This window comes from Caballeronia fortuita, assembly GCF_001544835.2.
Classification (GTDB): Bacteria; Pseudomonadota; Gammaproteobacteria; order Burkholderiales; family Burkholderiaceae; genus Caballeronia; species Caballeronia fortuita.
On record NZ_FCNX02000018.1, the window covers coordinates 122,552 to 144,212 of the forward strand.

Genomic DNA, 21,661 nt, shown 5'->3' on the forward strand with positions numbered 1-21,661 from the left:
TTCAGTCGATGAGCATCAATCTGGTCCAGGCGGTCAACGCCGCGATCTCGGAACCCATCGCGGAGCAATTGTCGCAGCAGTTCGGCATTCCGGGGCAGATCGTCCGGCAACTCGCATCACGTATCGCGCCCGGACTCGTGGCATCGCTGATGGACCGGGCGACGCTCGTTCCCGGCTCGCAGTCGGTGTTCTCCGTCATCATGCAGCAGGAGACGAATGCCTATATCGCGGATCAGCTACCGAAACTGATCGCGACCACTGGCGGGCTCAAGCAGCTCGAAACCAACGGTCATATGCTCGCCGCGCTCGCGACCGGACAGCGCGTCGACGCTCTGACCGACGCCGTATCGGCCGAAACGGGCGTTCCCACGCAAGCGACGTCGGCGCTCGCCGGCATCGTCGCCGCCGTGCTGTTCGGCGTGATGAAGCGGCACTTCCTGCTCGCGCAGTGGGGTCTGCCGCAGCTTCCCAAGCTGTTGCGCGAACAGGTCGGCGAGATCAATGGGTCGATGTCGAACGCGGTGGCTACGGCTATCGGCGTCGGCAATACGGAAGGCTTCACCAGTTGCATCACGCCGCGCCTGGATACGGTCGCTTCGAGCCTCGAACCGCACACCGATCGAGATGTCGCGATGGTGGCGGCGGGAGCGCTCCCGCCCGAGCCGGCCATGAAGGCGGCCCCGCAAAGCGCGCCTGTTTCGAAACCCGTGACGCCGCCCCCGCCGCCGATGCGCGCGCCCGTGCGCAAGCCGTCGCCGAAGCGTTCGAACAAATGGGTCTGGATGCTGTTCGCGGTGCTGGCCGCCATTCTCGCGCTGGTCTATTACCGCGGCTTCACGCATAGCGGCAGTGTCGATCTGAGCGCCGCGCCCGCCACGCAGCAGGTCGCGAGCGAGCCGGAGCCCGCTTCGTCGGCCATGCCGCCGGTTACGGCGATTACGACCGAAGCGCCGGCTGCGGCGCCCATCGATCCGCCGGAGGCCTCCACGAGCGCGGCGGCATCCAAGCCCGCACCCGCATCCTGGAAAGACGCGCAGTTGCTGTTCAACGTCAATGCTTCGGGCGCTCCGGCGATCGAGGCGACCGTTGGCACGGAAGCAGAGAAGAAGCATCTGATCGATGCGCTGACTGCGCGCTTCGGAAAGGCCTATACCGCGACCGTTTCGGTCGTTCCCGAAACGCGTCCGGCAACCTGGCTCTCGCGTCTGAACGACTTCTTCCCGCTCATGGCCGTGCCCGGTGCGGAAGCTAAGATCAGCGGCTCGAAAGTCGAACTGAGCGGCACGGCGGCGAGCGCGAAGTCGGGCTGGACGGATCGTCTGCGCGGCGCGCTCGGCGGCATGTTCCAGGTCGCAGCGTTCGACGTCGACGGCGCAGTCGCCACCGCGACGCAATCCTTTCGCAGCGCGATGAAGAGCCTGCTCGCCACCGAAACGCCCTGCTCCGGCAGCAAGCTGACGCGCGTGCTGGACCTCCAGGTCGTCAACTTCGCGCGCTCGAGCGCGCAAGTGCCTGAAAGCGCATACGCCACGCTCGGCGAAACGGCCCAATTGCTCAAAAATTGCGCCGCGAAAGGTTCGATGGTCAATCTCGAAGTCGCTGGATTCTCGGACGCGCAAGGCGCGGCATCCGCGAAACTGGAAGTGTCGAAGGAACGCGCTCAGGCGGTCCGCGGATACCTCGTTCGAAACGGCGTCCCGCCGCAATCGCTCACGGCCGCAGGCTACGGCGACGCGAACCCGATCGCCGACAACGATACCGCCAGCGGACGTTTCGCGAATCGCCGGATCGAGTTTGTCGTCAGAAAGGGCTAAGCGAGAACCCTACTCGCGTGATTCCGCTCACGACGCCGTCGCACGAAAGCGCGACGGCGTTTTGCTTTTTGCGCGCGCCGTCAGCGCCTCGCAGCCGGTCTAGTTCGGCTTTGCGAAATCGTTCTCGGCCCAACGCTCGGCGCTTGCCTTGCTGAGCTTGAATGCGGGCGACACGCGCACGAACGCGAGTTGCGCGCCATACGCATCGAAGGCCTTGAGATTGGCGTACGGATCGTCTTCATCCGGAACGATCTCCAGCGTGACGGTGATGTCCTCGCCCGCTACGCCGATGGTGACATTCTTGTTCAGCATCGCGTGACGCTGCTGTTCATGCCGCCGCAATACTTCCGATGCCGTCTTGACCAGCGTGCGGAACGCGTTGGCATCGAGCGGCTTGGGATTTTTCTTGTCGCGGCCCATTGTCCACGGGCCGACGAGCGCAGGCTCCGCCTCGCCCGTCTGGATCATCTCGACGGCCCAGCCGTCGTCGTCTTCGTTCTTGATCACGCGCGCGGTCCAGCCGTCGTCGCGCCACAGGCGGTCTTCGTGGATCGCGTCCTCGGTGGAGGAAAAGTCGGAATCGGTCATGGTGTGAAGGCATGCAGTGAGGCAATGCGACGAATTTTACCTTGGGGCGGCGCGCGGCATCGTTTGTGCTTCGAGGGTTGGCCGAACGGCCAGTGTCATACCCAAACGCATTGCGCCGTGCTAATTTGAATAGGCCGGGATCATCCGGAATCCATCCGCAACGCTATCAAGAAGCCTTAAAACTCTGCCAAGGAGCAACCGCATGCTTGCATTCATCGGTACTTTGATCGTCGGACTCGTCGTCGGTCTCATTGCGCGGGCCATCAAGCCAGGCGACGACAGCATGGGCTGGATCATGACCATCGTCCTCGGCATCGCGGGCTCGCTGATTGCGGGCTATGTCGGCCGGGCGCTAGGCTGGTATCAGCCGGGACAGCCGGCGGGCTGGATCGCCTCGGTGATCGGCGCGATCATCCTGCTCGTCATCTGGGGCATGATCCGCAAGCGCGCCTGAGGGCACGTCGGGCATGTAAGTGCCGTGCCTCGTCGTTTCATTTTTTGCAAAACGCCTCGTCGGCATTCGAACGAGGCGTTTTTTCATCGCGCGATGTTGTCGATCCGATCGACATCGATTAACGCTCCGCCCCGCACCACACGATGCGGAACCGAACCGCCGAGCCAGTACGAAAGCTCCGCCGGCCTGCCGATTCGCCACGCGACGAAATCCGCGGCCTTGCCGGCTTCGAGCGAACCGTGCGTCGCGTGCAGCCCGAGCGCCCTTGCCGCGTGAATCGTCACGCCGGCCAGCGCTTCTTCGGGCGTCAGGCGAAAGAGCGTGCAACCCATGTTGAGCATCAGCCGCAACGATAGCGCCGGCGACGTGCCGGGGTTCGAATCGCTCGCGAGCGCGATCGGCACGCGATGCCGCCGTAGCGCATCGACCGGCGGCAACTGCGTTTCGCGCAGCATGTAGAATGCGCCGGGCAGAAGCACGGCGACGGTGCCGGATTGCGCCATCGCGATGGCGTCGTCCTCGGTCATATATTCGAGATGATCCGCCGACAGCGCGCGGTAGCGCGCCGCGAGCGACGATCCATGCAAGGACGACAACTGCTCGGCATGCAGCTTCACCGGCACGCCCAGATCGTGCGCGCGCTGGAACACGCGCTCGACTTGGGCCGCCGAGAACGCGATGTGCTCGCAGAACGCATCGACGGCATCGACGAGGCCTTCGGCGACGAGCGCGGGGAGCATTTCATCGCAGACATAGGCGATGTAATCGTCCGCGCGATTCGCATATTCGGGCGGCAACGCGTGCGCGGCGAGGCAGGTCGTGCGCACGGTCAGCGGCAGCGCTTCGCCGAGACGCCGCGCGACGGCGAGCATCTTGCGCTCGTTCGCGAGATCGAGGCCGTAGCCGGATTTCACTTCGAGCGCGGTCACGCCCTCGCGCAACAAGCCGAGCGCGCGCGCTCTCGCGGTCTCGAAGAGCGCGTCCTCGCCCGCTTCGCGCGTCGCGCGCACCGTGCTCGCGATGCCGCCGCCGCGCGCCGCAATCTGCGCGTAACTCACGCCTTCGAGCCGCTCTTCGAACTCGCCGCTCCGATCGCCGCCGAAAACGAGATGCGTGTGACAGTCGATCAGACCCGGCGTGACCCACGCGCCTTCGAGATCGACTCGCTCGCATTCGCCGATATCCGGCGCCGCCGCGCGCGGCCCGATCCATTCGATGCGCGCGCCGTCCGTCAGAATCGCCGCGTCTTCGATGGCCGAATATTTGCCATCGACCATCGTTGCCGCGCGGCAGTGTTGCCAGAGCGTTCTCATCGCTTGTCGATCATCGGCAGATCGAGGCCTTGCTCGCGCGCGCAGTCGACCGCAATGTCGTAACCCGCATCGGCGTGACGCATGACGCCCGTCGCCGGATCGTTGTGCAGGACGCGTGCGATGCGCGCGTCGGCTTCAACGCTGCCGTCGCACACGATCACGACGCCCGCGTGCTGCGAGAAGCCCATGCCGACGCCGCCGCCGTGGTGGATCGACACCCACGTCGCGCCGCTCGCCGTGTTCAAAAGCGCGTTGAGCAGCGGCCAGTCGGACACGGCGTCGGAGCCGTCCTGCATCGCTTCGGTCTCGCGGTTCGGGCTCGCGACCGAACCGGAATCGAGATGATCGCGGCCGATCACGACCGGCGCCGACAACTCGCCGCTGCGCACCATCTCGTTGAACGCGAGGCCAAGCTTCGCGCGCAATCCGAGCCCGACCCAGCAGATGCGCGCCGGCAAACCTTGAAAGCTGATGCGCTCGCGTGCCATGTCGAGCCAGCGATGCAGATGCGCATCATCGGCGATCAGCTCTTTGACCTTCGCATCCGTCTTGTAGATGTCCTCGGGATCGCCCGACAGCGCGGCCCAGCGGAACGGCCCGACGCCACGGCAGAAAAGCGGCCGGATATACGCCGGCACGAAGCCCGGAAAATCGAACGCGTTCCCGACGCCCTCTTCCTTGGCCATCTGGCGGATGTTGTTGCCGTAATCGAACGTCGGCACGCCTTGTTCGCGGAACGCGAGCATCGCGCGGACGTGCTCGGCCATTGATTGCTTCGCGGCCTTCACGGTCGCCGCCGGATCGCTTTGCGCGCGGTCGCGATATTGCGCCCAGGTCCAGCCTTTCGGCAGATAGCCGTTGAGCGGATCGTGCGCGCTCGTCTGATCGGTGACCATGTCCGGGCGCACGCCGCGACGGACGAGTTCCGGCAGCACGTCGGCCGCGTTCGCGCACAACGCGACCGACATCGCGCGGCCTTCGGACGTGTAGCGCTTAATGCGCGCGAGGGCATCGTCGAGATCGCTTGCCTGTTCGTCGACGTAACGCGTCTTCAGACGAAAATCGATGCGGCTTTGCTGACATTCGATGTTCAGCGAGCACGCACCCGCGAGCGTCGCCGCGAGCGGCTGCGCGCCGCCCATGCCGCCGAGACCGGCGGTGAGCACCCAGCGGCCCTTGAGGTCGCCGCCGTAATGCTGGCGGCCGGCTTCGACGAACGTCTCGTAGGTGCCCTGCACGATCCCTTGACTGCCGATATAGATCCAGCTTCCGGCGGTCATCTGACCGTACATCGCGAGACCTTTCGCGTCGAGTTCGTTGAAGTGTTCCCAGTTCGCCCAGTGCGGCACGAGATTCGAATTCGCGATGAGCACGCGCGGTGCGTTTTCATGCGTGCTGAACACGCCCACCGGCTTGCCGGACTGGATGAGCAACGTTTCGTCCCCTTCCAGACGCTTGAGCGTCTCGACGATCTTGTCATAGCACGCCCAATCGCGTGCCGCCCGGCCGATGCCGCCGTACACGACGAGTTCTTTCGGATTCTCGGCCACTTCCGGGTCCAGATTGTTCATCAGCATGCGCAGCGGCGCTTCGGTCAGCCAGCTTTTGGCGTTGAGTTGCGTGCCGCGCGGCGCGCGGACCTCGGTATCGCGAAAGCGGGAAGAAGTCACGGAAGGCTCCAGAGCATCGGGGAAAGAAGATCGGCGGACGCGCACGGTCAGCCAAGTCGGTTCCGGCTCATCTTCTTGTATATACAACTTAGGGGGTACTAGGGAAATCCCGAGGCCGAGAGGTGGATTCGTGCGTCTTCTTGTATAGACAGCGTCAGGGCACCGGGAGGCCGCCGTCGCGTTTCACTTCGCGAAGCGAGAGCATCGATTCGACTGCCGTCACGCCGGGCAAGGTGCGCAAGACGTCGCGCATGAAGATGCCGTATTCGTCGAGATTGCGCGCGACGATCTGAAGCAGATAGTCCGCCGTGCCCGATACGTTATGGCACGACACGATGCGCGGAATGCCCTGAATTTCGCGCTCGAAACGATCCGACAGCGCGCGGTCGTGCACGCTGAAGCGCACCTGCGCGAACGCGACGACGCCCAGTTCCAGCGTTTTGCGCGATAACACCGCGCGATATCCGTCGATGAAGCCGTCGCTTTCCAGCCGCTTCAGACGGCGCGCGCACGGCGTTTCGCTCAAGCCGACGCGCTCGGCAAGCTTCGCGACGGAAAGACGGCCGTCCTGTTGAAGCGCGACGAGCATTGCGCGGTCGATACGGTCTAGATCGTTCATGGTGTTTCCCATTTTTTCGAGTAATGATTCTAGTGTAAAGCTCCAAATTAATACGATAAATCGACGCAAAAGACCACAAAACGCTCCTATCGAAGTGGCACCATGAAGTCTTCCAACAGGAGCGCATCATGGTTTCGGCACATCTGCTTTGGGTTTTCATCGGCGCGCTGGCAGTCGTCTACGCGCTGCCCGGACCGGACATGGCCCTCGTACTGCAAACGAGCGGCACGCGCGGCTTTCGGCACGGACTCGCCGTTGCGGCCGGACTTGCCACCGCGCGCGCGACGCACGTGACGTTATCGGCGCTCGGCGTCGCCGCGCTCTTGCGCAGCGCGCCGTGGCTCTACGACAGCGTACGCATCGCGGGTGGCCTGTATCTTTCGTATGTGGCGATTCAGATTTTTCGCTCGCCCGCGTTCGGACTCGACGCCGCGCCCGGTCGAACGGCGGCGCTCACGCTGCGTTCGGCCTACGCAAAGGGGATCCTGAGCAGCATTCTGAATCCGAAGGCGCTGCTCTTCTGCTCCGTGCTGCTGCCGCAGTTCGTCCGGCCGGAGGCGGGGCCGGTCTGGTCGCAAGTGCTGGAACTGGGCGTCGTGCTGATCGCGGTCGGCGTGTTGTTCGATCTCACGCTCGCCGCCTGCGCAGTGCGGATTTCGGGATGGCTGCGCCGTCATCCGAAGGCGCAGACCGTGCAACGCTGGACGTTCTCCGCCGCCCTGCTCGCGTTCGCAGCGCGTCTTTCGCTCGACTGAACTCAGGTTTCGAGCGGCTTCAGAAAAAGCTCGTGCTTGGGCGCGAAGTGCGCGTAGAGCGGCAGGATCGCGCCGCCCATCGCGCGGGCGTCGGGGCCGATCTGTCCTTCGACGAGACGCGGCCGCGTCATGCCTTGCCAGTCGAACGCGGCGAGCGCGTCGTCGCTTCGGCTGATGACTTCGCGCAGCAGCGCGCGGTCGATTTCCCCGTCGATGACCACGGCTTCGAGATCGAGCAATGCCGCCGACGACGCGATGGCCGTCGCCAGCGCGGGACAGGTCTCGCGCATCCACGCTTCCGATAACGCGCGCAGTTCCGTCGACCACGCGCGCTCGTCGTGCGCGGCTTCGGCCGGCACGCCCGCCGCAGCGAACGCCTTCTCCAGCACGTACACCGACGCCGTGTTGAGCAACTGACCCGCACGTTTGCCCTTGCTGCCGATCAGCGGCAACGAGCCGATCGCGCCCGCGTTGCCGCCCGGCCCCGCATGCAGCCGGCCATCGATGACGAGCCCGCCACCGATGAACGTGCCGATGAACAAATACAAAAAATTACGTATTCCGCGTCCTTGACCCATCACGAGTTCGGCGGCGCACGCGGCCGTCGTGTCCTTGGCGAACTCCACGGGCAGCGCGGTCATCGCTTCGATCCGTGCGCGGATGTCGATGTCGTTCCACGCCGCGAGCGCATCGGGCGGCGTATCGAAGAAATCGCGCCAGCCGCCGAGCCACAGCGGCGCCGCGACGCCGATGCCCGCGATCTTGAGCGCATCGTCGCCGAGCGCGGCCGTGACGCGCGCGAGCCGCTCTTCGAGCGCGGGAAAGAGCGTGTGCGGATCGGGATACGGATACTCCAGCGTCTCGCGCGTACGCACGTTCCCGGCGAAATCCATCGAGAGCACGTCGAGACTGCGCCGCCCGACTTTCACGCCGATGGAAAACGCGCCGTCCGCGCGCAGCGAAATCGGCACCGAAGGCTGCCCGATGCGCCCGCGCACGCGCGAACGCGGTTCCTTCGCGAGCAGGCCGTCCTCGATCAGATGATCGACGATCAGCGAAACGGTCTGCATCGACAGACGCGTCATGCGCGCGATATCGGCCTTGGGCAGCGCGCCATGAAGCCGGATCGCCTGCAGCACGATGCGCTCGTTGAACTGACGCATGCCGAGCTGATTGGAGCCGACGGATTGCATCGAAGCTTTGCGCGCGGGCCGTTCAGACATCGGCCCGCGCCTCGCGGCGCAGGCGTGCGCGCCGGAAATGATTCATAAGGTCGTCCCGCTAGATTAATTCGAGTGCTTTTATTTAAACATCCGCGCGGATTTTTTTCCGGATTTTTAGCCGGTTATGGTCGATGCGAGCGCCATCGCCATCAACCTCGTTTCCGAAAACATGAGCACACTCGAAGCCCTCCACGCGATCGTCAACGACGACAACGCGCCGCAGATCATCCGCGATCACATCGTCGATTCGTTGCAGTTTGCGTTGCGCAACCATCCCGGCTACTTCACGCGCAAGGAGATTCAATGGCTCGCGCAATGGGATGACACGCGCATTCCCATTGCAGCGGCGAAAATTCTGAATGAGATGAAAACGGCGTGAGTCGCGGCGCGTTCAGTGCGTGCCCGACGCGCGCGCGTGCCATTCGTAGTCGAACACGGTGGCCTGCACCGGCTCCGACAGACCTTCGACGAAGCTGATCACTTCCGGATCTTTCAGGAAGCTCGCGGCCGAGCTTGCCGCGAGAATCGCCGCGCTGTCCTGCGGCCGCGCGACGAGGAAGCCCTGCACGTAATCCACGCCGATTTCCTGCAGCGCGCGCAAGGTATCGACGTCCTCGACCCATTCCGCGACGCTGCGCATCCCGAGATTGCGCGCGAGCGCGACGATCGCCTCGACGATCGCGATATCGGCCGGATGCGCACACATCGAACGCACGAATTCGCCGTCGATCTTCAGCGCATCGGCGGATAGCGCCTTCAGATATTTGAACGACGTGTAGCCCGCGCCGAAGTCGTCGAGCGCGATCTTGCCGCCCATGTCGTGCACGCGCGCGATGAAGCGCTGCGTGTTTTCCAGATCGTGCAGCGCGACGCTCTCCGTGATTTCGAGACAGAGGTAATGCACGATGGACTGATGCCGCGCGAAGAGCGCGAAGATGTCCTCCATGAACTGCTCGTCGTTCAGCGAGCCGCCGGAGAGATTCACGCAGATGAACTGCGTGTTGGCGAGCCGGTGCTGATGCGCCTCGATCCAGTCCAGCAATGTCGAGATGACCCAGCGATCGATCGCGGCGATATTGCCCGATTCCTCCGCCGCGACGATCACCTTGCCTGCGGGCAGCGTCGCGCCGTCGGGCGAGCGCATGCGCAGCAGGACTTCGAAGTTGAGCGATTCGGTCGGCGCTGTGAGCGACATGATCGGCTGCATCACGAGGAACAGGCCCGGCGGAAGGCGATTGCGCCCGAGCGTCTCGACGAGCTTCAGTTCTTCCGCGCGCTCCTCGAAAGCGGCCGCGCCCTTGCGATACGTGACGAGATGCGTGTGCGCGACTTTCTTCGCTTCGCGGCACGCGCGATCCGCGTGCGAGAGCGCGTCCTGCACGCGCACGCCGCGCGAGCATTCGACCAGACCGATCGACGCCTTCACCTGGAACGCGCGATTGCCGACCTGATACGGCGCATCCGACAAAATGGAAATGAGCTCGCGGCATTGCGCGATGGCGTCTTCGATCGACGTATCGTTCATCACGCAGACGAACTCGTCGCCGCCGATGCGCCCGACCGGATAGCTGCGCGCGAAGTGCGCGCGCGTGCGCGCCGCGACTTGCCGCAATACTTCGTCGCCGCTGCGATGGCCGAAGAGATCGTTGACGAGCTTGAAACGGTCGAGATCGACGTACGCCAGCGCCCACGGCAGCGTCTCTTCGCTTTGCGCGGCGATTGCCTTCTCGACGCCGCGTCGGTTCAGCGAGCCGGTCAGCGAATCGTGCTCCGCGAGAAAGCGCAGGCGCTCGACGGCCTTCGAACGTTCGGTCGTGTCCTGCAGCGAGCCTTCGATCCAGCCGTTCGAGCGGATCGCCTTCAATAGATATCGGCGCTCGCCGGTGCCGCGTTCGAGCGAGCCGCCCATTTCGAGCTCGCCGTCGCTGCCTTTCGACGCCAGCGCCTGGAGTGCGCCCCACGCGCCGGCTTCGAAATAGTCGTTCCAGTGCCGCGCCTTGTAGTCGGCTTTTTGCAGATCGAGCATCGCGCGCAACGCGGGATTGGCGCGCACGAAGTGGCCGTCGGCATCGAGCGTGAAGAGGCCGATCGGCGTGACTTCGTAGGTATTGCGCAATTCCATCTGCGCCTGACGGCGGAAATCGCGTTCGGCGCGCATCTGCTCCGCGATCGCGAAGGCGGCCATCATGCTCGACGACAGCGCGGCCATCACCGTATTCACGCCGCCGACGAGCACCTTCAGCCCGAACGCCGCGCCGAGCACTTCGGAGAACGTCGAGAACAGCACAACCGCGAGCGACGCGACGTACCACAGCACGGTGCGCGAGCGCGCCATCCACACGAGCCGCGCGAGGAAGAACAGCAGCACGCAGATGCCGAAGCCGGCGATGATCCACAGCGCCGGGATGAAAAGGGAATACGGCAGCGCGAACGCGGCGGCGAGCAGCACGATGCCGACGTATTGAATGACGCGCAGCAGCCATCGATAGCCGACTACGCGCAACTCGCGCCTGAAGAGTTGCTGGAAAAGCGCGGCGGTCAGCAGGTAATACGCGGCGAACGTGAATTGCCGCAACGGCTGCATGTAATCCGATGGCAGCACGCGGCCGAGCCATTGCATGTCCCAGCCCATTGCGTTCGCGCACAGACGCAGATTGCCGACGAGCCATACCGCGAAAATCACGTAGGTCCATTCGTGATTGATCAGCGCCGTGACGAACACGAAGACCGCGAGCGTCAGCAAGCCGCCCGCGATGAGTGCCGAACTCTCCTGAAAATCGAGTGCCGAATTACGCAGACCTTGCCATTCCCATGCGAATGCATTGATTTGCGCCGGACCTGAAAATGTGCCCCGGCAGAGAATGTCTTGCGCGTGTTTCAGGCGGCCGACCTGAATCGAGAAACCGGCCTTTACCGCGCGCATTTCTCCGCTCACGCCTTCGCGGCTCGCTGCGCCGAGCGGCGCAAGCGTGCTGGCATTCCAGCATGCAAGCGTTTGCGCATGACGCGACGGCAATTCGACGACCGTCGACGATTCCGCGCTCATGCTCGGCGTCGTGAAACTGAACCAGATGGGCTTTTCGGAGAGACGCGTGCTGTAGCGGGAAACGGGCGTCGCGCCTTGCAGGGCTTCGAGCGCATCGCCGGGAGTGGCGATGCCGGGTTTATCGGTGAGTATGCGCAGTTCGAGCGGCACGGCGCCGCGCGTTTCGTATTGGCGCGGCAGGAAATAAAGCGTCGCGATCGTACCGAGCAGAATCAGAAAGGGCACGGCGTATACGGCGACCGCGTACAGCGCGTCGTCGATCCACGAGCCCGTGCGTCTGAATCTCGATAAGGAAGCTGGAATAACCGACGCCATACCTGGACAAACCCCCGTTTGCGTTCGACGCGAAACGCGCCTACGCCGACAGCGGCGGAGCCGAAACCCCGCGCGCCACCGCTTTTTGGCCAACCGGACCGCTCCGTGGTCCGGTTATTCGCTATTACCTTCCTAAAAACGGTCGTGCCTTTCGTTACCTGCCATAAGCCATTAACGGAGCCTCCGGGCATCGTACCGGTTCCCAGTCAAAAGATAAATCTACAGAATGCAAATCGATGTCCGGATGGTGCGTGTTCACCATGTAATTGAAGAGCGGATGGCGCGCCTCTTCCCAGCGCTGGCGCGCCGCCGCGACATCCTTGGCCAGCACGCGATGCGGCAGGCCGCCCACGTGCGACATCGGCAGGAATTCGTTGACGCCGAATACATCCTTGAAGAGCATCGCCTCATACTCCCGATCGAGCGGCGTACGCGCCGTGATGACCATGTAATCGATCCCGTGCATCTCGCAGAACATCCAGAGCGCCTTGCACAGCGCCACCTTCACCACCCGCCCCACCATGCCGCCCGCGACGCCGAGACGCGTAGCTTCGGCAAGACGGCTCGTCGCGAATCGCTCGGGAAGACGCACCGACTGCTCGACGGCGAGCGGGCCATACGCGTTGGTCTGAATGCGCATGGTGCCGAGCGGCGCGCCATCGAGTTTCGATTCCGCGAGCAGCACGGCGGTGCCGCGATCGCGGTCCGACGGCTCGATCGTCATCTTTTCGGCGAATTCGGGCAGATGCCGCCCATAGGCCGAACGTCTGATGCTCACGGCTTTCTGCAATCCGCCATCGTCCTGGACGATACGAATAGTAAACGGCATGCGCTCGGTTTTCTGAAGCGCGGGTACGACCGTGAGAGTCGGGCGAACCGCCGGTTCGGTTTGGTTAGCGGCGGCATTGCTGGCAAGGTTCAGACGTTCCATTTTGTAAACCCCATTTTTTCTTGGCGATTGGAAAGGCGCCGCGTGTTGAGGACGTTTTCTGGTTGGTCCCTCAAACGGGCGAATCGAGCCTCTCACGAAGTCAAATAACGGGGTGCGCGCTTGCCACTGTTTCTCAACAGAATCTCAGCAAATTTCAGGCTAATACCGTGGAAGAAAGCTTCTAATCGACGCAAAGCCAATCGCCGGTAGCCGCTGCAAACCAGAATATGCATATGCCGTACTGGAATATGCGAGCCCGATCAGGGAGAAAGAACGAGGGCGAGCAGCCACCCATCGACGCGAGAGGCAGTTAGGAGAATAGCGTTCGGCGAAGCGGCGCGGAGCATCGCGTAAACGCTGGAAAACACATAAAAAAAGGGGTTCGGTAACGTTTGCTTACACTTTTTCTTCGCAGAATGTTCGAATCGGCGAAAACGCAAAGATTGGGATTGCGGGCGCAGCGGAGATGCAAAGAAAAAAGCGGGCGTCCATTAAATGGAACGCCCGCCTTATCACGACATAATCATGTCGGCAGTGTGAAGTTGTTTCGGCGAATTAGGAAATCAGTCCTCTTCGTCGAGCCAGGGGATATCCACATCGGTAATGAAAGCGACCATCGCGAGCGGCCGGCCTTCCTGTCTGCCGATATTGCCGTCGGCGCGTTGCCATTCGCAGCGGAATATCGTCGCGGGCGTGTCGGCGAGCAGCGTGATGGTGCGGATTTCGTCCGGATCGTTCTCCTCGACCGGGCCGTCCAGCGATACGAGCAATTGCTGCGGCCAGACGCCGTCGGCGGGATCGTAGATCTTGTCGCCGTCGTGGATGACGACGTGCGCCTCGACGCCGATCGTCGCCGACGCCTCCACGATCATCTTGCCAAGGGCGCGCAGCACCGCGGTGGCGCGGCCCGAGTTCGCCTGACGGATCGCGAGATCGCCGCGGGTCAGCGCCTGCTCGAGTTTGGGATTGGTTTTCTGTTGCGCCATATCTCTCTCTAGGGGTTCGTTGCAGCTTTCGACGAGCGCGGCCCGGCTTAAGTTGCAGGCGGATCGTAGCATCGCACCAACAAAGATAGGTCGCGCGGGCTGCGGCGGCAAACCGGACGCGCCCTTTTCGCGCATGGAACGTATAGACGACCGCGCCGCTCAAGTTTATGCACGACCGGCCGATATCGTGCTCATCCCCAACGAAACGCGTGACTGCCGTGCCGTTCATCGACCTGACTGCTGCCTTGTGCGTTCGTCCGCGCGCGCCCGCTTTCCGCATTCCGTCCTTCCGCGCGTGAACGTGCTCGCCGCGCACCCGGAGATCGTCGACGGCATCACGCTGCGCACGCATCTGCAACCGATCTACAGCCTGCCGCATCAGCGCGAAGTGGGCTACGAGGCGCTCCTGCGGGGCGACGCCGGCGGCGGCGCGCTCGTTGGGCCGTTCGATCTCTTCGGACGCGCGATCGTCGCGGGCGCGCTGACCGAGCTCGACCGCATGAGTCATCTCACGCATCTGCGCAACGCGGCGCCGATGCTGCCCGCTGCGCACTGGCTCTTCATCAACATCAATCCGGCGACGTTCACCGCGCCCGGCTACGCCGCGCGGCTCGCATCCGCGACGCGCGCGGCGGGTCTCGCGCCCGAGCAACTGGTCATCGAAGTACTGGAATCCGGCGGCACGGACGTCGCGGACATCGCGCGCGCGACGCATGCGTTTCGCGCGCAAGGCTTTCTCGTCGCCGTCGACGACTTCGGCGCGGGGCATTCCAACATCGACCGGCTGCTGACGCTGCGGCCCGATATCGTCAAACTCGATCGCAGCCTCGTGCGCGCGAAGAGCGCCCACATGCGCGACGCGCTGATGCCCAAGCTCGTCGATCTGTTGCACGAGTCGGGCATGTTCGTCGTGGCCGAGGGTATCGAAACGGGCGAGGATCTGATGCTCGCTGCGCGCTCGAATGTAGATTTCGTGCAGGGTTATCTGCTCGGCATGCCTTCGGCGCAACTCGCCGGGCGCGGCGCGGCGACGCCGATCATCGAAGACGTGTTCGATACGCTCGCGCAGATGCGGCGCACCGAGCGCCTTGCGAGCGACCTGCTGCTCCTGCCGTATCGCGCGGGTCTCACGCACGCGGCGCGGCGTTTCGCGTCCGGCGCGACGACCGAGGCCGCATGCGCCGATCTGCTCGCGCTGCCGTGCACGCTCAGTTGCTTCTTCCTCGATCAGGCCGGGCGCGAATTTCTGCCCGGATTGGCGGGCGCGGCCGCGAAAACGCGGACGCAACGCTTCGCGCCGATCGCCGATCCGTCCACGGGGCGCTGGGACAATCGCCCGTATTTCGTCGATGCCCACGCAAAACCGCAGCAGGTCGTCACAAGCGCGCCGTATCTTTCGGTGACGGGCACGTCGCTGTGCGTGACGCTCACGATCTCGACGCAGCGCGCCTCGAAACCGGTCGTGATCGGCGCGGATCTCGACTGGCGCAGTCTCACCGAAGAAGCGCCCGCCATTTTCTGAGCCTTACGCGGTCGCGCTCTTCGCCTGCGAAATCGTTGCGGCCAGCGCCGCCGCTCCGGCCCGCAACGCCGCGAGATTGCCCGGCTCGAAGGTCCAGTGCCCCGCCGCGTTCACGACGGCCAGTTCCGCGCCCGGCCAGCGCGCCGCGAGATCGACGGCCTGATCGGCGGGGCACACCATGTCGAAGCGGCCATGCACGATCCGGCAAGGCAAATGCGCGATGCGCGCGACGAGCGGCAGAAGCGGAATCGGCGGCAGTTCGTGGGCCATGTAGTGCCGTTCGAGCAGCGCCATCGAAATGGCCGCCGCGTTGGCCTCCGCGCTCGGGCGTTTCTCCTCGTCGGCCGGTTCCCGCTCCGGCTTGTTGACGACCGAAAGCGTCGTCTCGTACTGCGTCCACGCGCGCGCGAGTCGCGTGCCGGCCTCGTCGAAGCGCGCGAGCGGCGCCTCGGTCATCTCCAGGATTTCACGCGCGTTGGCGGGACGCTTGCCGCTGGCGGCCTCGATCGCATCGAGAAATGCGCGATGCGCTTCGGGAAAGACGCGCCGCACGTCCCACAGGAACCAGTCGATATCCTCGCGCCGCGCGAGAAAGACGCCGCGCAGCAGAAAGCCCGTGCAGCGCTCCGGATGCGCGACGCCGTATGCGAGCCCGAGCGTCGTGCCCCACGAGCCGCCGAAGATCGCCCATCGCTCGATGTTCAACGCGGCGCGCAGCTTTTCCATGTCGCCGACGAGCGCATCGATGCCGTTCGCCTCCAGCTTGCCGAACGGCGTGGACTTGCCGCAGCCGCGCTGGTCGAAGAACACGACGCGCCATGTGTCCTGCTCCAGCACCTCGGCCCATTTCACGTTCATCGCGCCGCCGGGGCCGCCGTGCACGACGAGCATCACGGGCGCATCGCGCGGACCTTGCGCGCGCCAGTAGATCGAATGACCGTCGCCCACGTCGAGCATGCCTTCGTCGAACTGCACCGGCGATTGATTTTCCATTGCACCTGATCCTTGCTGTGTGTTTCGTCGGGCTCCATTGTTGCATCGCTTCGATGACGCCGCATGACGCGCGATGCCGTATGCTTGCGGATTCCGCCGTTCGTCACCCACCTGTCATCTTTCGAATCCGATGCGACGCACCCTCGTCAAGTGGCTCTTTGCAACCTATCTGCTGGGCAGCGGCATCGTCTGGTCGATTCTGATCCTGCCGCTCTTTCCGTTCCTCGGCCGCAACGGGCGTTACCGGCTCGCGAAGCTCTGGTGCGGCGGCGTCGTCACGATGATGCGCGTCATCACCGGCGTCACGTGCTCGGTCGAAGGTCTCGAACATCTGCCCGACGGGCCATGCATCATCCTGTCGCGCCATGAATCGACGTGGGAAACGCTGACGTTCATGGCGCTCTTTCCGCGTCGCATCAGCTTCGTGTTCAAGCACGAGCTCATGAACATTCCGTTTTTCGGCTGGGTCTTGCGCGGCCTCGACATGGTGAGTCTCGATCGCGGCTCGATCCGTCAGGCGCACACGGCGGTGACGCGCGAATGCGCCGCGCGGCTGAAGAAAGGCGATTCGGTCGTGATCTTCCCGGAAGGCACGCGCGTCGCGCACGACGCGCCGCTCAAGCTGGCGTCGGGCGGCGTGCGCCTCGCGTGCGCGACGAAGGTGCCGGTGGTGCCCGTCGTGCACGACGCGGGCAAGGTGTGGCCGGCGAAAGGCTGGCCCGATCACGGCGGGCATATCCGCGTGATCGTCACGCCCTGTCTGCCGCTCGATTGCGAGATTCCGCAGGAACTGAACCGTCTCGCGCAGTCGCAGATGGACGTGGCGCTGGCCGAACTGCGCTAGACGCGCTCAGTAGAGCGGCCGCTTTTTCGCGGCGCACAGGCGGTTCACCGCCGCGACGAGCGTGCCCATATCGACAGGCTTGCGCAAATATCCGTCGTAGCTGACGAAGGCCGGCGGATTCGGGTGCCCCGAAATCATCAGGAAAGGAATGTGCGCGAGCGCCGCGTCGTTCTTCATCGTCTGGCAAAGGAGCGCGCCGCCCAGGCCCGGCATCATCCAGTCCGATACGACGATGTCCACGCGCTCTTCGCTGAGTATCGTCAACGCTCTGTTGCCGTCGAAAGCGCATAAGACGTTGCAATCCTCGCCTTGCATGCAGAGGGTCCAGGCTTCGATGGTGGCGGGATCGTCGTCGACGAGCAATACAGTCTTCATCTTGCGAACATGTTCGAGTGCGGCGCGTACGTGCGGCGGGGGTCAATGACGAGGGCTGCGGACAACGTGGGATGTGACCGCCGCCATCGGCGAATGTTGCAGTCACTTCGTACCCGCGTTTTTGTCATAGTATTTCTTTCCCGCGAAATCTGCGCGGTAAATGCTGCCTCAGCAACTTGCGCGCCGCCCGCTCGCACCGGTCATTTGCGCCCGGCGCGCGAGCGGCCCGCCTCGCGCAACGCATCGACGAGCGTTTCCTCGACCGGCGTGCGCGCGGCATCGTTGCGGCGGATCAGGCCGATGGGCTCGTCGGTGCCCGCGAAGGGCATCGGCAGGGCGGTGAGCAGTCCGAGCGCGATGTCCTGCTCGACCGCGCCTGCCGGCACGAACCACACGGCGTCGTTGTTCATCGCGAGCGCGCGCCCGAGCGACACCGACAAGGTTTCGACGAGCGCCGTCAGCGCGTGCGCGCCGAACGCGGTCAGCACGCTTTCCGCCGACTGACGGATCAGCGTGCCGAACGGCGGCACGACGATCACGAAACGCGCGAGCAGCGCGGGCGTGAGCGGCGTTTCCAGCGTGAGCGGATGCTCGCGGCGCACCACGACCGCGAGCGGCTCGCGATAGATCTGCTCGAACGACAAGCCGTGCATCGCTTCCGGCTCGGACAGCCGCCCGACGACGAGGTCGACATCGCCCGCCTTCAGCTTTTCCAGCAGCAGCGCGTTGGAATCCGTCCAGACGGACAGCGACACTGCCGGCCATTGCTGCCGGAACGCGCTCAGCGCGGGCGACAGCAGCACCGGCGCGACCGTCGGCAGAATGCCGATCGCGATCGATCCCGGCACGTCGCCGCGTTCCCGCAACAGCATGTCGACGCCTTCGCGCAAGGATGCGACGCACGCGCTCGCGTGCGGCGCGAAAAGCCGCCCTTCGCGCGTCGGCACCGCGCCGCGCCGTCCGCGCTCGAAGAGCCGCACGCCTAAAATGGATTCGAGTTCGCCGATCGTTTTCGACACGGCGGGCTGCGTGATCGACAGGCTATCGGCGGCCCGCTGCACGCTGCCGAGCTGCGTGACGGCCAGAAAACACTGCAGATGCCGGAACTTGACGCGGGTGTTGGTGAAGTCGGTATCCATTACGATCCGTTATGCAAGATGGCACGAAACATCATTTTCCATAACTTGCATCGTTCTATAAAGTAGCCGTCAGAAACATCCTATTCAACTTCCACAAATACAGGAGACAGTCGACATGACCTCCCCCATCCTCACACCGCGCGATTGGGAATCTCATCCCGCGTATCTGTCGCCCGGTTACCGGTCGTCGATACTGCGCAGTCCGGGTTCCCCGCTGATTCCGCTCAAGGAGAACCTGCGCAATCGCCGCGTGCCGGTTTACGGTGCTGACGATCTGGGCGTGCTCGACAACGACCTCACGCGCAACGCCGCGAAAAACGGCGAACCGCTCGGCGAGCGCATCATCGTGACGGGCCGCGTGCTCGACGAAGGCGGCCGCCCGGTGCGCAACACGCTCGTGGAAGTGTGGCAGGCGAACGCGGCGGGCCGCTACGTGCACAAGGCCGATCAGCACGATGCGCCGCTCGATCCGAACTTCCTCGGCGCGGGCCGCTGCCTGACGGACGACGACGGCCGCTATCGCTTCATGACGATCAAGCCGGGCGCGTATCCGTGGGGCAATCACCCGAACGCGTGGCGTCCGCAGCACATTCATTTCTCGCTCTTCGGCGAGTACTTCGGTTCGCGCCTCGTCACGCAGATGTACTTCCCCGGCGATCCGCTGCTCGATCTCGATCCGATCTATCAGGGCATTCCCGAGCACGCGCGCAAACGTCTCGTCTCGTCCTTCTCGATCGACACGACGCAGGAAAACTACGCGCTCGGCTACGAATTCGACATCGTGCTGCGCGGTCCGGACCAAACGCCGACGGAGTAAAACGAACATGACCACGCTGAAACAGACCCCATCGCAGACCGTCGGACCGTACTTCGCTTACGGCCTCGTTCCCGAGCAGTACAACTTCGACCTGAAAAGCCTCTTCACCGCGTCCGCCGCGGATCGTGAGGTGCCGGGCGAGCATATTTCCATCGTCGGCAACGTGTTCGACGCCGAAGGCAAGCCCGTCAACGACGCGCTGATCGAAATCGCTCAAGCGGATGCCAACGGCCGCTACGTGCAAAGCGTGCAGGAAGCGCGCGAGTCGGGCTTTCGCGGTTTCGCGCGCTGCGGCACCGGCACGGATCCGAAGCTGCGCTTCATCTTCGATACGGTGAAGCCGGGCGCCACCGCCGACGATTCCGCGCCGCACATCGACGTCATCGTGCTGATGCGCGGCATGCTGCTGCACACCTACACGCGCATTTATTTCGACGACGAAACCGACGCCAACGCGAAGGACACCGTGCTGCAAAGCGTGCCGGCCGAGCGCCGTCACACGCTGATCGCGAAGTGCGAAGCGGGCGCGTCGGCGAAACCGGGATCGTCGGGCACGATTTATCGATTCGATATCAATCTGCGCGGGCCGAACGAGACGGTTTTCTTCGACCTGTAAGGTTTCTCGCGGCAGTTGCAGGCAACGAGGGCGTCCGGCACTGCGCTATAGTGTCGGACGCCTTTCGTCTTTTTCTTCGCTTTCCCCCATGTCCGACGCCTCCACGCCCAGCCCGCTCTATGTCAAGCTCCTCGCCGAAACCGCCCAGATAGGCTGGTCCGAACTGGAACGCTTTTTCGCGCAGGGCAAGCTGATCTGGGTGCGGGGCGATATCGATCTCGTGAGCGTTGCGGAAGCCATCGCCAACGACGACAAGCAGCAGGTCGCGCAATGGCTTTCGGCAGGTCATGTCGAACGCATGCAGGCCGAAACCGCCGCCGATCTCGCCGCGCGCGATCCCGAACTATGGGCGGTGGTGCTGTCGCCGTGGGTGTGCGTGCAGGAGCGCGGCTGAACGCGTCAATCGCGCTCTCGCGCGCGAGCGGGACGCATGCGCCGTACGTCGAAGGCGCCAGCGCGCGTTCGACGCGACACCGCAGTAAACGCTAATGCGCTAACCGCGGTTGTCGACATAACCCGTCCATAGCACAACGAGAATCGTCATCAGCGCCGGGCCGATAAAAAGGCCGATCAGCCCGAACGTTTCCGCGCCGCCGAGAATGCCGAAGAGCACGAGCAGAAACGGCAGCCGCGTCGAGCCGCCGATCAGCACCGGCCGCACGAAGTGCTCCGCCACGAACACGACGATCAGCCCGAACGCGGCGACGCAGGCCGCCGCCACCACCGAGCCTTGCGCGAGCAGCCACAGCGCCGCGCCAAGAAACACGATCGGCGCGCAGAAAGGCAGCATCGCCGCGACGGCGGTCAGCATGCCGAGCAGCGTGGCGTGCGGCACGCCCGCGATCGCGTAGGCAACCGCGAGCAGCGCGCCCTCGCCCAGCCCGACGACGACCAGGCCCACCACCGTGCTGCGCACCGATTCCGCCATGCGCCTGATGAGCGCGGCGCCATCCTGACCGAAGGCGCGGCGCGAGCCCGCGAGCAGTTGTTCGCCGAGCTTCGAGCCTGCAAGAAAGATGAAAAAGAGCGTCATCAGCATGAAGCCGAAAATGACGAGGCCATGCACCACACGCCCGCCGAAGTGCCGCGTCATCGCGACGACCGTCCCGCTGTGCAGACCCTTCACCGCGGGCGACGCTTCGAGCGGCGTCGCGAGATTCTGCTGCCACCAGCGCGCGACCTGCTGCGAGCCCATCGGCAGATGGTCGATGAACGCGGGCATCGGAATGCCGGTGCGCAGCACGTCGTGGAACCAATGAAGCATGTCGTGCGCTTCGGCCGCCGTCTGCGCCGCGACGATGAAAAACGGCACGACGAACAGCAGGCCGATGGCCGCCGTCAGCGCGACCGCGAGCACGTTGTGATGCCGCTTGAAGAACGGCCGGCGCTCGAGCCAGCCGAAAGCCGGCCAGAGCGCGATAGCGATGACGATCGCCCACACGACCGCCGGAATGAACGTGCGCGCCGTGTAAAGTGCAACCAGCACGAGCACGGCATAGAGCGCGGCGGAAGCGGTGCGCTGCATCTTGCGCGTGCGCTCGGATGCGTCCGGTGTCGGTTCGTTGCGCGGCTGGATCGGCATGAAAGAAAGTTCCCGTTCGTGATGGACGACGATCCTCAAGAAGTGAATCGCTCGCCAGC

General features: G+C 64.2%; 21 protein-coding genes. 9 read left to right on the forward strand and 12 right to left on the reverse strand.

Features of this window, described 5'->3' with window-relative positions:
• Window positions 1-8: 8 nt before the first annotated feature.
• Window positions 9-1,814, forward strand: coding sequence for an OmpA family protein (locus tag AWB77_RS28675; RefSeq protein ID WP_061137852.1), 1,806 nt, complete (start codon window positions 9-11; stop codon window positions 1,812-1,814).
• 99 nt (window positions 1,815-1,913) lie between these two features.
• On the opposite strand, the gene AWB77_RS28680 is transcribed toward AWB77_RS28675, so the two are convergent.
• On the reverse strand, window positions 1,914-2,402 hold the full coding sequence (locus AWB77_RS28680; RefSeq protein WP_061137853.1) for a hypothetical protein: 489 nt from the start codon (window positions 2,400-2,402) through the stop codon (window positions 1,914-1,916).
• Between the two features lie 202 nt (window positions 2,403-2,604).
• Between AWB77_RS28680 and AWB77_RS28685 the strand changes: the two genes are divergently transcribed.
• The gene (locus AWB77_RS28685) at window positions 2,605-2,856 is read left to right on the forward strand and encodes a GlsB/YeaQ/YmgE family stress response membrane protein (RefSeq protein WP_061137854.1); all 252 of its coding nucleotides are present in this window, start codon (window positions 2,605-2,607) and stop codon (window positions 2,854-2,856) included.
• Window positions 2,857-2,939: 83 nt separating this feature from the next.
• On the opposite strand, the gene hutI is transcribed toward AWB77_RS28685, so the two are convergent.
• From hutI to AWB77_RS28700, 3 genes are all read right to left on the reverse strand, one after another.
• On the reverse strand, window positions 2,940-4,169 hold the full coding sequence (hutI, locus tag AWB77_RS28690) for an imidazolonepropionase (RefSeq protein WP_061137855.1): 1,230 nt from the start codon (window positions 4,167-4,169) through the stop codon (window positions 2,940-2,942).
• Entirely contained in the window at window positions 4,166-5,839 is a 1,674-nt protein-coding gene (gene hutU, locus AWB77_RS28695; RefSeq protein ID WP_374728722.1) for a urocanate hydratase, read from the reverse strand. The genes hutI and hutU overlap by 4 nt, the downstream gene beginning before the upstream one ends.
• 154 nt (window positions 5,840-5,993) lie before the next feature.
• A complete protein-coding gene (locus tag AWB77_RS28700; protein ID WP_061137856.1) occupies window positions 5,994-6,458 on the reverse strand; it encodes an Lrp/AsnC family transcriptional regulator in 465 nt (154 codons plus the stop codon).
• A 128-nt stretch (window positions 6,459-6,586) separates the two neighbouring features.
• On the opposite strand from AWB77_RS28700, the gene AWB77_RS28705 reads away from it, so the two are divergent.
• Window positions 6,587-7,213 (forward strand): LysE family translocator, encoded by a 627-nt coding sequence (locus tag AWB77_RS28705; protein ID WP_061137857.1) that lies wholly within the window; start codon window positions 6,587-6,589, stop codon window positions 7,211-7,213.
• Between the two features lie 2 nt (window positions 7,214-7,215).
• Here AWB77_RS28705 and AWB77_RS28710 read toward each other — a convergent pair whose 3' ends face one another.
• Window positions 7,216-8,436, reverse strand: a complete 1,221-nt coding sequence (locus AWB77_RS28710) for an ROK family transcriptional regulator (RefSeq protein WP_061137858.1) — start codon at window positions 8,434-8,436, stop codon at window positions 7,216-7,218.
• Window positions 8,437-8,605: 169 nt separating this feature from the next.
• On the opposite strand from AWB77_RS28710, the gene AWB77_RS28715 reads away from it, so the two are divergent.
• Complete coding sequence (locus AWB77_RS28715; protein ID WP_061137900.1) at window positions 8,606-8,815, forward strand: hypothetical protein; 210 nt, start codon at window positions 8,606-8,608, stop codon at window positions 8,813-8,815.
• A 12-nt stretch (window positions 8,816-8,827) separates the two neighbouring features.
• Here the strand turns inward: AWB77_RS28715 and AWB77_RS28720 are convergent, their stop codons facing one another.
• The 3 genes from AWB77_RS28720 to AWB77_RS28730 form a co-directional block, all read right to left on the reverse strand.
• Entirely contained in the window at window positions 8,828-11,797 is a 2,970-nt protein-coding gene (locus AWB77_RS28720; RefSeq protein WP_061137859.1) for a putative bifunctional diguanylate cyclase/phosphodiesterase, read from the reverse strand.
• Between the two features lie 154 nt (window positions 11,798-11,951).
• On the reverse strand, window positions 11,952-12,626 hold the full coding sequence (locus tag AWB77_RS28725) for an N-acyl amino acid synthase FeeM domain-containing protein (RefSeq protein WP_374728723.1): 675 nt from the start codon (window positions 12,624-12,626) through the stop codon (window positions 11,952-11,954).
• 665 nt (window positions 12,627-13,291) lie between these two features.
• Window positions 13,292-13,714 carry a hypothetical protein gene (locus AWB77_RS28730; protein ID WP_061137861.1) on the reverse strand — a complete coding sequence of 141 codons (423 nt, stop codon included), beginning with the start codon at window positions 13,712-13,714 and terminating at the stop codon, window positions 13,292-13,294.
• A 301-nt stretch (window positions 13,715-14,015) separates the two neighbouring features.
• Here AWB77_RS28730 and AWB77_RS28735 point away from each other — a divergent pair, with 301 nt between their 5' ends.
• Window positions 14,016-15,236, forward strand: coding sequence for an EAL domain-containing protein (locus AWB77_RS28735; protein WP_244158684.1), 1,221 nt, complete (start codon window positions 14,016-14,018; stop codon window positions 15,234-15,236).
• A 3-nt stretch (window positions 15,237-15,239) separates the two neighbouring features.
• Here the strand turns inward: AWB77_RS28735 and pip are convergent, their stop codons facing one another.
• Window positions 15,240-16,229, reverse strand: a complete 990-nt coding sequence (gene pip / locus AWB77_RS28740) for a prolyl aminopeptidase (protein WP_061137863.1) — start codon at window positions 16,227-16,229, stop codon at window positions 15,240-15,242.
• Window positions 16,230-16,359: 130 nt separating this feature from the next.
• On the opposite strand from pip, the gene AWB77_RS28745 reads away from it, so the two are divergent.
• Window positions 16,360-17,073, forward strand: a complete 714-nt coding sequence (locus tag AWB77_RS28745; RefSeq protein WP_061137864.1) for a lysophospholipid acyltransferase family protein — start codon at window positions 16,360-16,362, stop codon at window positions 17,071-17,073.
• 6 nt (window positions 17,074-17,079) lie between these two features.
• Here AWB77_RS28745 and AWB77_RS28750 read toward each other — a convergent pair whose 3' ends face one another.
• Both AWB77_RS28750 and pcaQ read right to left on the reverse strand, forming a co-directional pair.
• A complete protein-coding gene (locus tag AWB77_RS28750; protein ID WP_061137865.1) occupies window positions 17,080-17,448 on the reverse strand; it encodes a response regulator transcription factor in 369 nt (122 codons plus the stop codon).
• Window positions 17,449-17,648: 200 nt separating this feature from the next.
• A complete protein-coding gene (pcaQ, locus tag AWB77_RS28755; protein WP_061137866.1) occupies window positions 17,649-18,587 on the reverse strand; it encodes a pca operon transcription factor PcaQ in 939 nt (312 codons plus the stop codon).
• Between the two features lie 115 nt (window positions 18,588-18,702).
• Here pcaQ and pcaH point away from each other — a divergent pair, with 115 nt between their 5' ends.
• From pcaH to AWB77_RS28770, 3 genes are all read left to right on the forward strand, one after another.
• Window positions 18,703-19,404 carry a protocatechuate 3,4-dioxygenase subunit beta gene (gene pcaH, locus AWB77_RS28760; RefSeq protein ID WP_061137867.1) on the forward strand — a complete coding sequence of 234 codons (702 nt, stop codon included), beginning with the start codon at window positions 18,703-18,705 and terminating at the stop codon, window positions 19,402-19,404.
• A 7-nt stretch (window positions 19,405-19,411) separates the two neighbouring features.
• Window positions 19,412-20,020 carry a protocatechuate 3,4-dioxygenase subunit alpha gene (gene pcaG / locus AWB77_RS28765; RefSeq protein WP_061137868.1) on the forward strand — a complete coding sequence of 203 codons (609 nt, stop codon included), beginning with the start codon at window positions 19,412-19,414 and terminating at the stop codon, window positions 20,018-20,020.
• An 88-nt stretch (window positions 20,021-20,108) separates the two neighbouring features.
• Complete coding sequence (locus AWB77_RS28770) at window positions 20,109-20,414, forward strand: DUF2288 domain-containing protein (RefSeq protein WP_061137869.1); 306 nt, start codon at window positions 20,109-20,111, stop codon at window positions 20,412-20,414.
• 99 nt (window positions 20,415-20,513) lie between these two features.
• Here the strand turns inward: AWB77_RS28770 and AWB77_RS28775 are convergent, their stop codons facing one another.
• Complete coding sequence (locus AWB77_RS28775; RefSeq protein WP_061137870.1) at window positions 20,514-21,602, reverse strand: AI-2E family transporter; 1,089 nt, start codon at window positions 21,600-21,602, stop codon at window positions 20,514-20,516.
• Window positions 21,603-21,661: the final 59 nt, after the last annotated feature.

Excerpts from the sequence above, each read along its gene's own strand:
- AWB77_RS28675 (WP_061137852.1), top strand. The coding sequence starts at position 9 with ATGAGCATCAATCTGGTCCAGGCGGTCAACGCCGCGATCTCGGAACCC.
- AWB77_RS28680 (WP_061137853.1), bottom strand. The coding sequence starts at position 2,402 with ATGACCGATTCCGACTTTTCCTCCACCGAGGACGCGATCCACGAAGAC.
- AWB77_RS28685 (WP_061137854.1), top strand. The coding sequence starts at position 2,605 with ATGCTTGCATTCATCGGTACTTTGATCGTCGGACTCGTCGTCGGTCTC.
- hutI (WP_061137855.1), bottom strand. The coding sequence starts at position 4,169 with ATGAGAACGCTCTGGCAACACTGCCGCGCGGCAACGATGGTCGATGGC.
- AWB77_RS28700 (WP_061137856.1), bottom strand. The coding sequence starts at position 6,458 with ATGAACGATCTAGACCGTATCGACCGCGCAATGCTCGTCGCGCTTCAA.
- AWB77_RS28705 (WP_061137857.1), top strand. The coding sequence starts at position 6,587 with ATGGTTTCGGCACATCTGCTTTGGGTTTTCATCGGCGCGCTGGCAGTC.
- AWB77_RS28710 (WP_061137858.1), bottom strand. The coding sequence starts at position 8,436 with ATGTCTGAACGGCCCGCGCGCAAAGCTTCGATGCAATCCGTCGGCTCC.
- AWB77_RS28715 (WP_061137900.1), top strand. The coding sequence starts at position 8,606 with ATGAGCACACTCGAAGCCCTCCACGCGATCGTCAACGACGACAACGCG.
- AWB77_RS28720 (WP_061137859.1), bottom strand. The coding sequence starts at position 11,797 with ATGGCGTCGGTTATTCCAGCTTCCTTATCGAGATTCAGACGCACGGGC.
- AWB77_RS28725 (WP_374728723.1), bottom strand. The coding sequence starts at position 12,626 with ATGCCGTTTACTATTCGTATCGTCCAGGACGATGGCGGATTGCAGAAA.
- AWB77_RS28730 (WP_061137861.1), bottom strand. The coding sequence starts at position 13,714 with ATGGCGCAACAGAAAACCAATCCCAAACTCGAGCAGGCGCTGACCCGC.
- pip (WP_061137863.1), bottom strand. The coding sequence starts at position 16,229 with ATGGAAAATCAATCGCCGGTGCAGTTCGACGAAGGCATGCTCGACGTG.
- AWB77_RS28745 (WP_061137864.1), top strand. The coding sequence starts at position 16,360 with ATGCGACGCACCCTCGTCAAGTGGCTCTTTGCAACCTATCTGCTGGGC.
- AWB77_RS28750 (WP_061137865.1), bottom strand. The coding sequence starts at position 17,448 with ATGAAGACTGTATTGCTCGTCGACGACGATCCCGCCACCATCGAAGCC.
- pcaQ (WP_061137866.1), bottom strand. The coding sequence starts at position 18,587 with ATGGATACCGACTTCACCAACACCCGCGTCAAGTTCCGGCATCTGCAG.
- pcaH (WP_061137867.1), top strand. The coding sequence starts at position 18,703 with ATGACCTCCCCCATCCTCACACCGCGCGATTGGGAATCTCATCCCGCG.
- pcaG (WP_061137868.1), top strand. The coding sequence starts at position 19,412 with ATGACCACGCTGAAACAGACCCCATCGCAGACCGTCGGACCGTACTTC.
- AWB77_RS28770 (WP_061137869.1), top strand. The coding sequence starts at position 20,109 with ATGTCCGACGCCTCCACGCCCAGCCCGCTCTATGTCAAGCTCCTCGCC.
- AWB77_RS28775 (WP_061137870.1), bottom strand. The coding sequence starts at position 21,602 with ATGCCGATCCAGCCGCGCAACGAACCGACACCGGACGCATCCGAGCGC.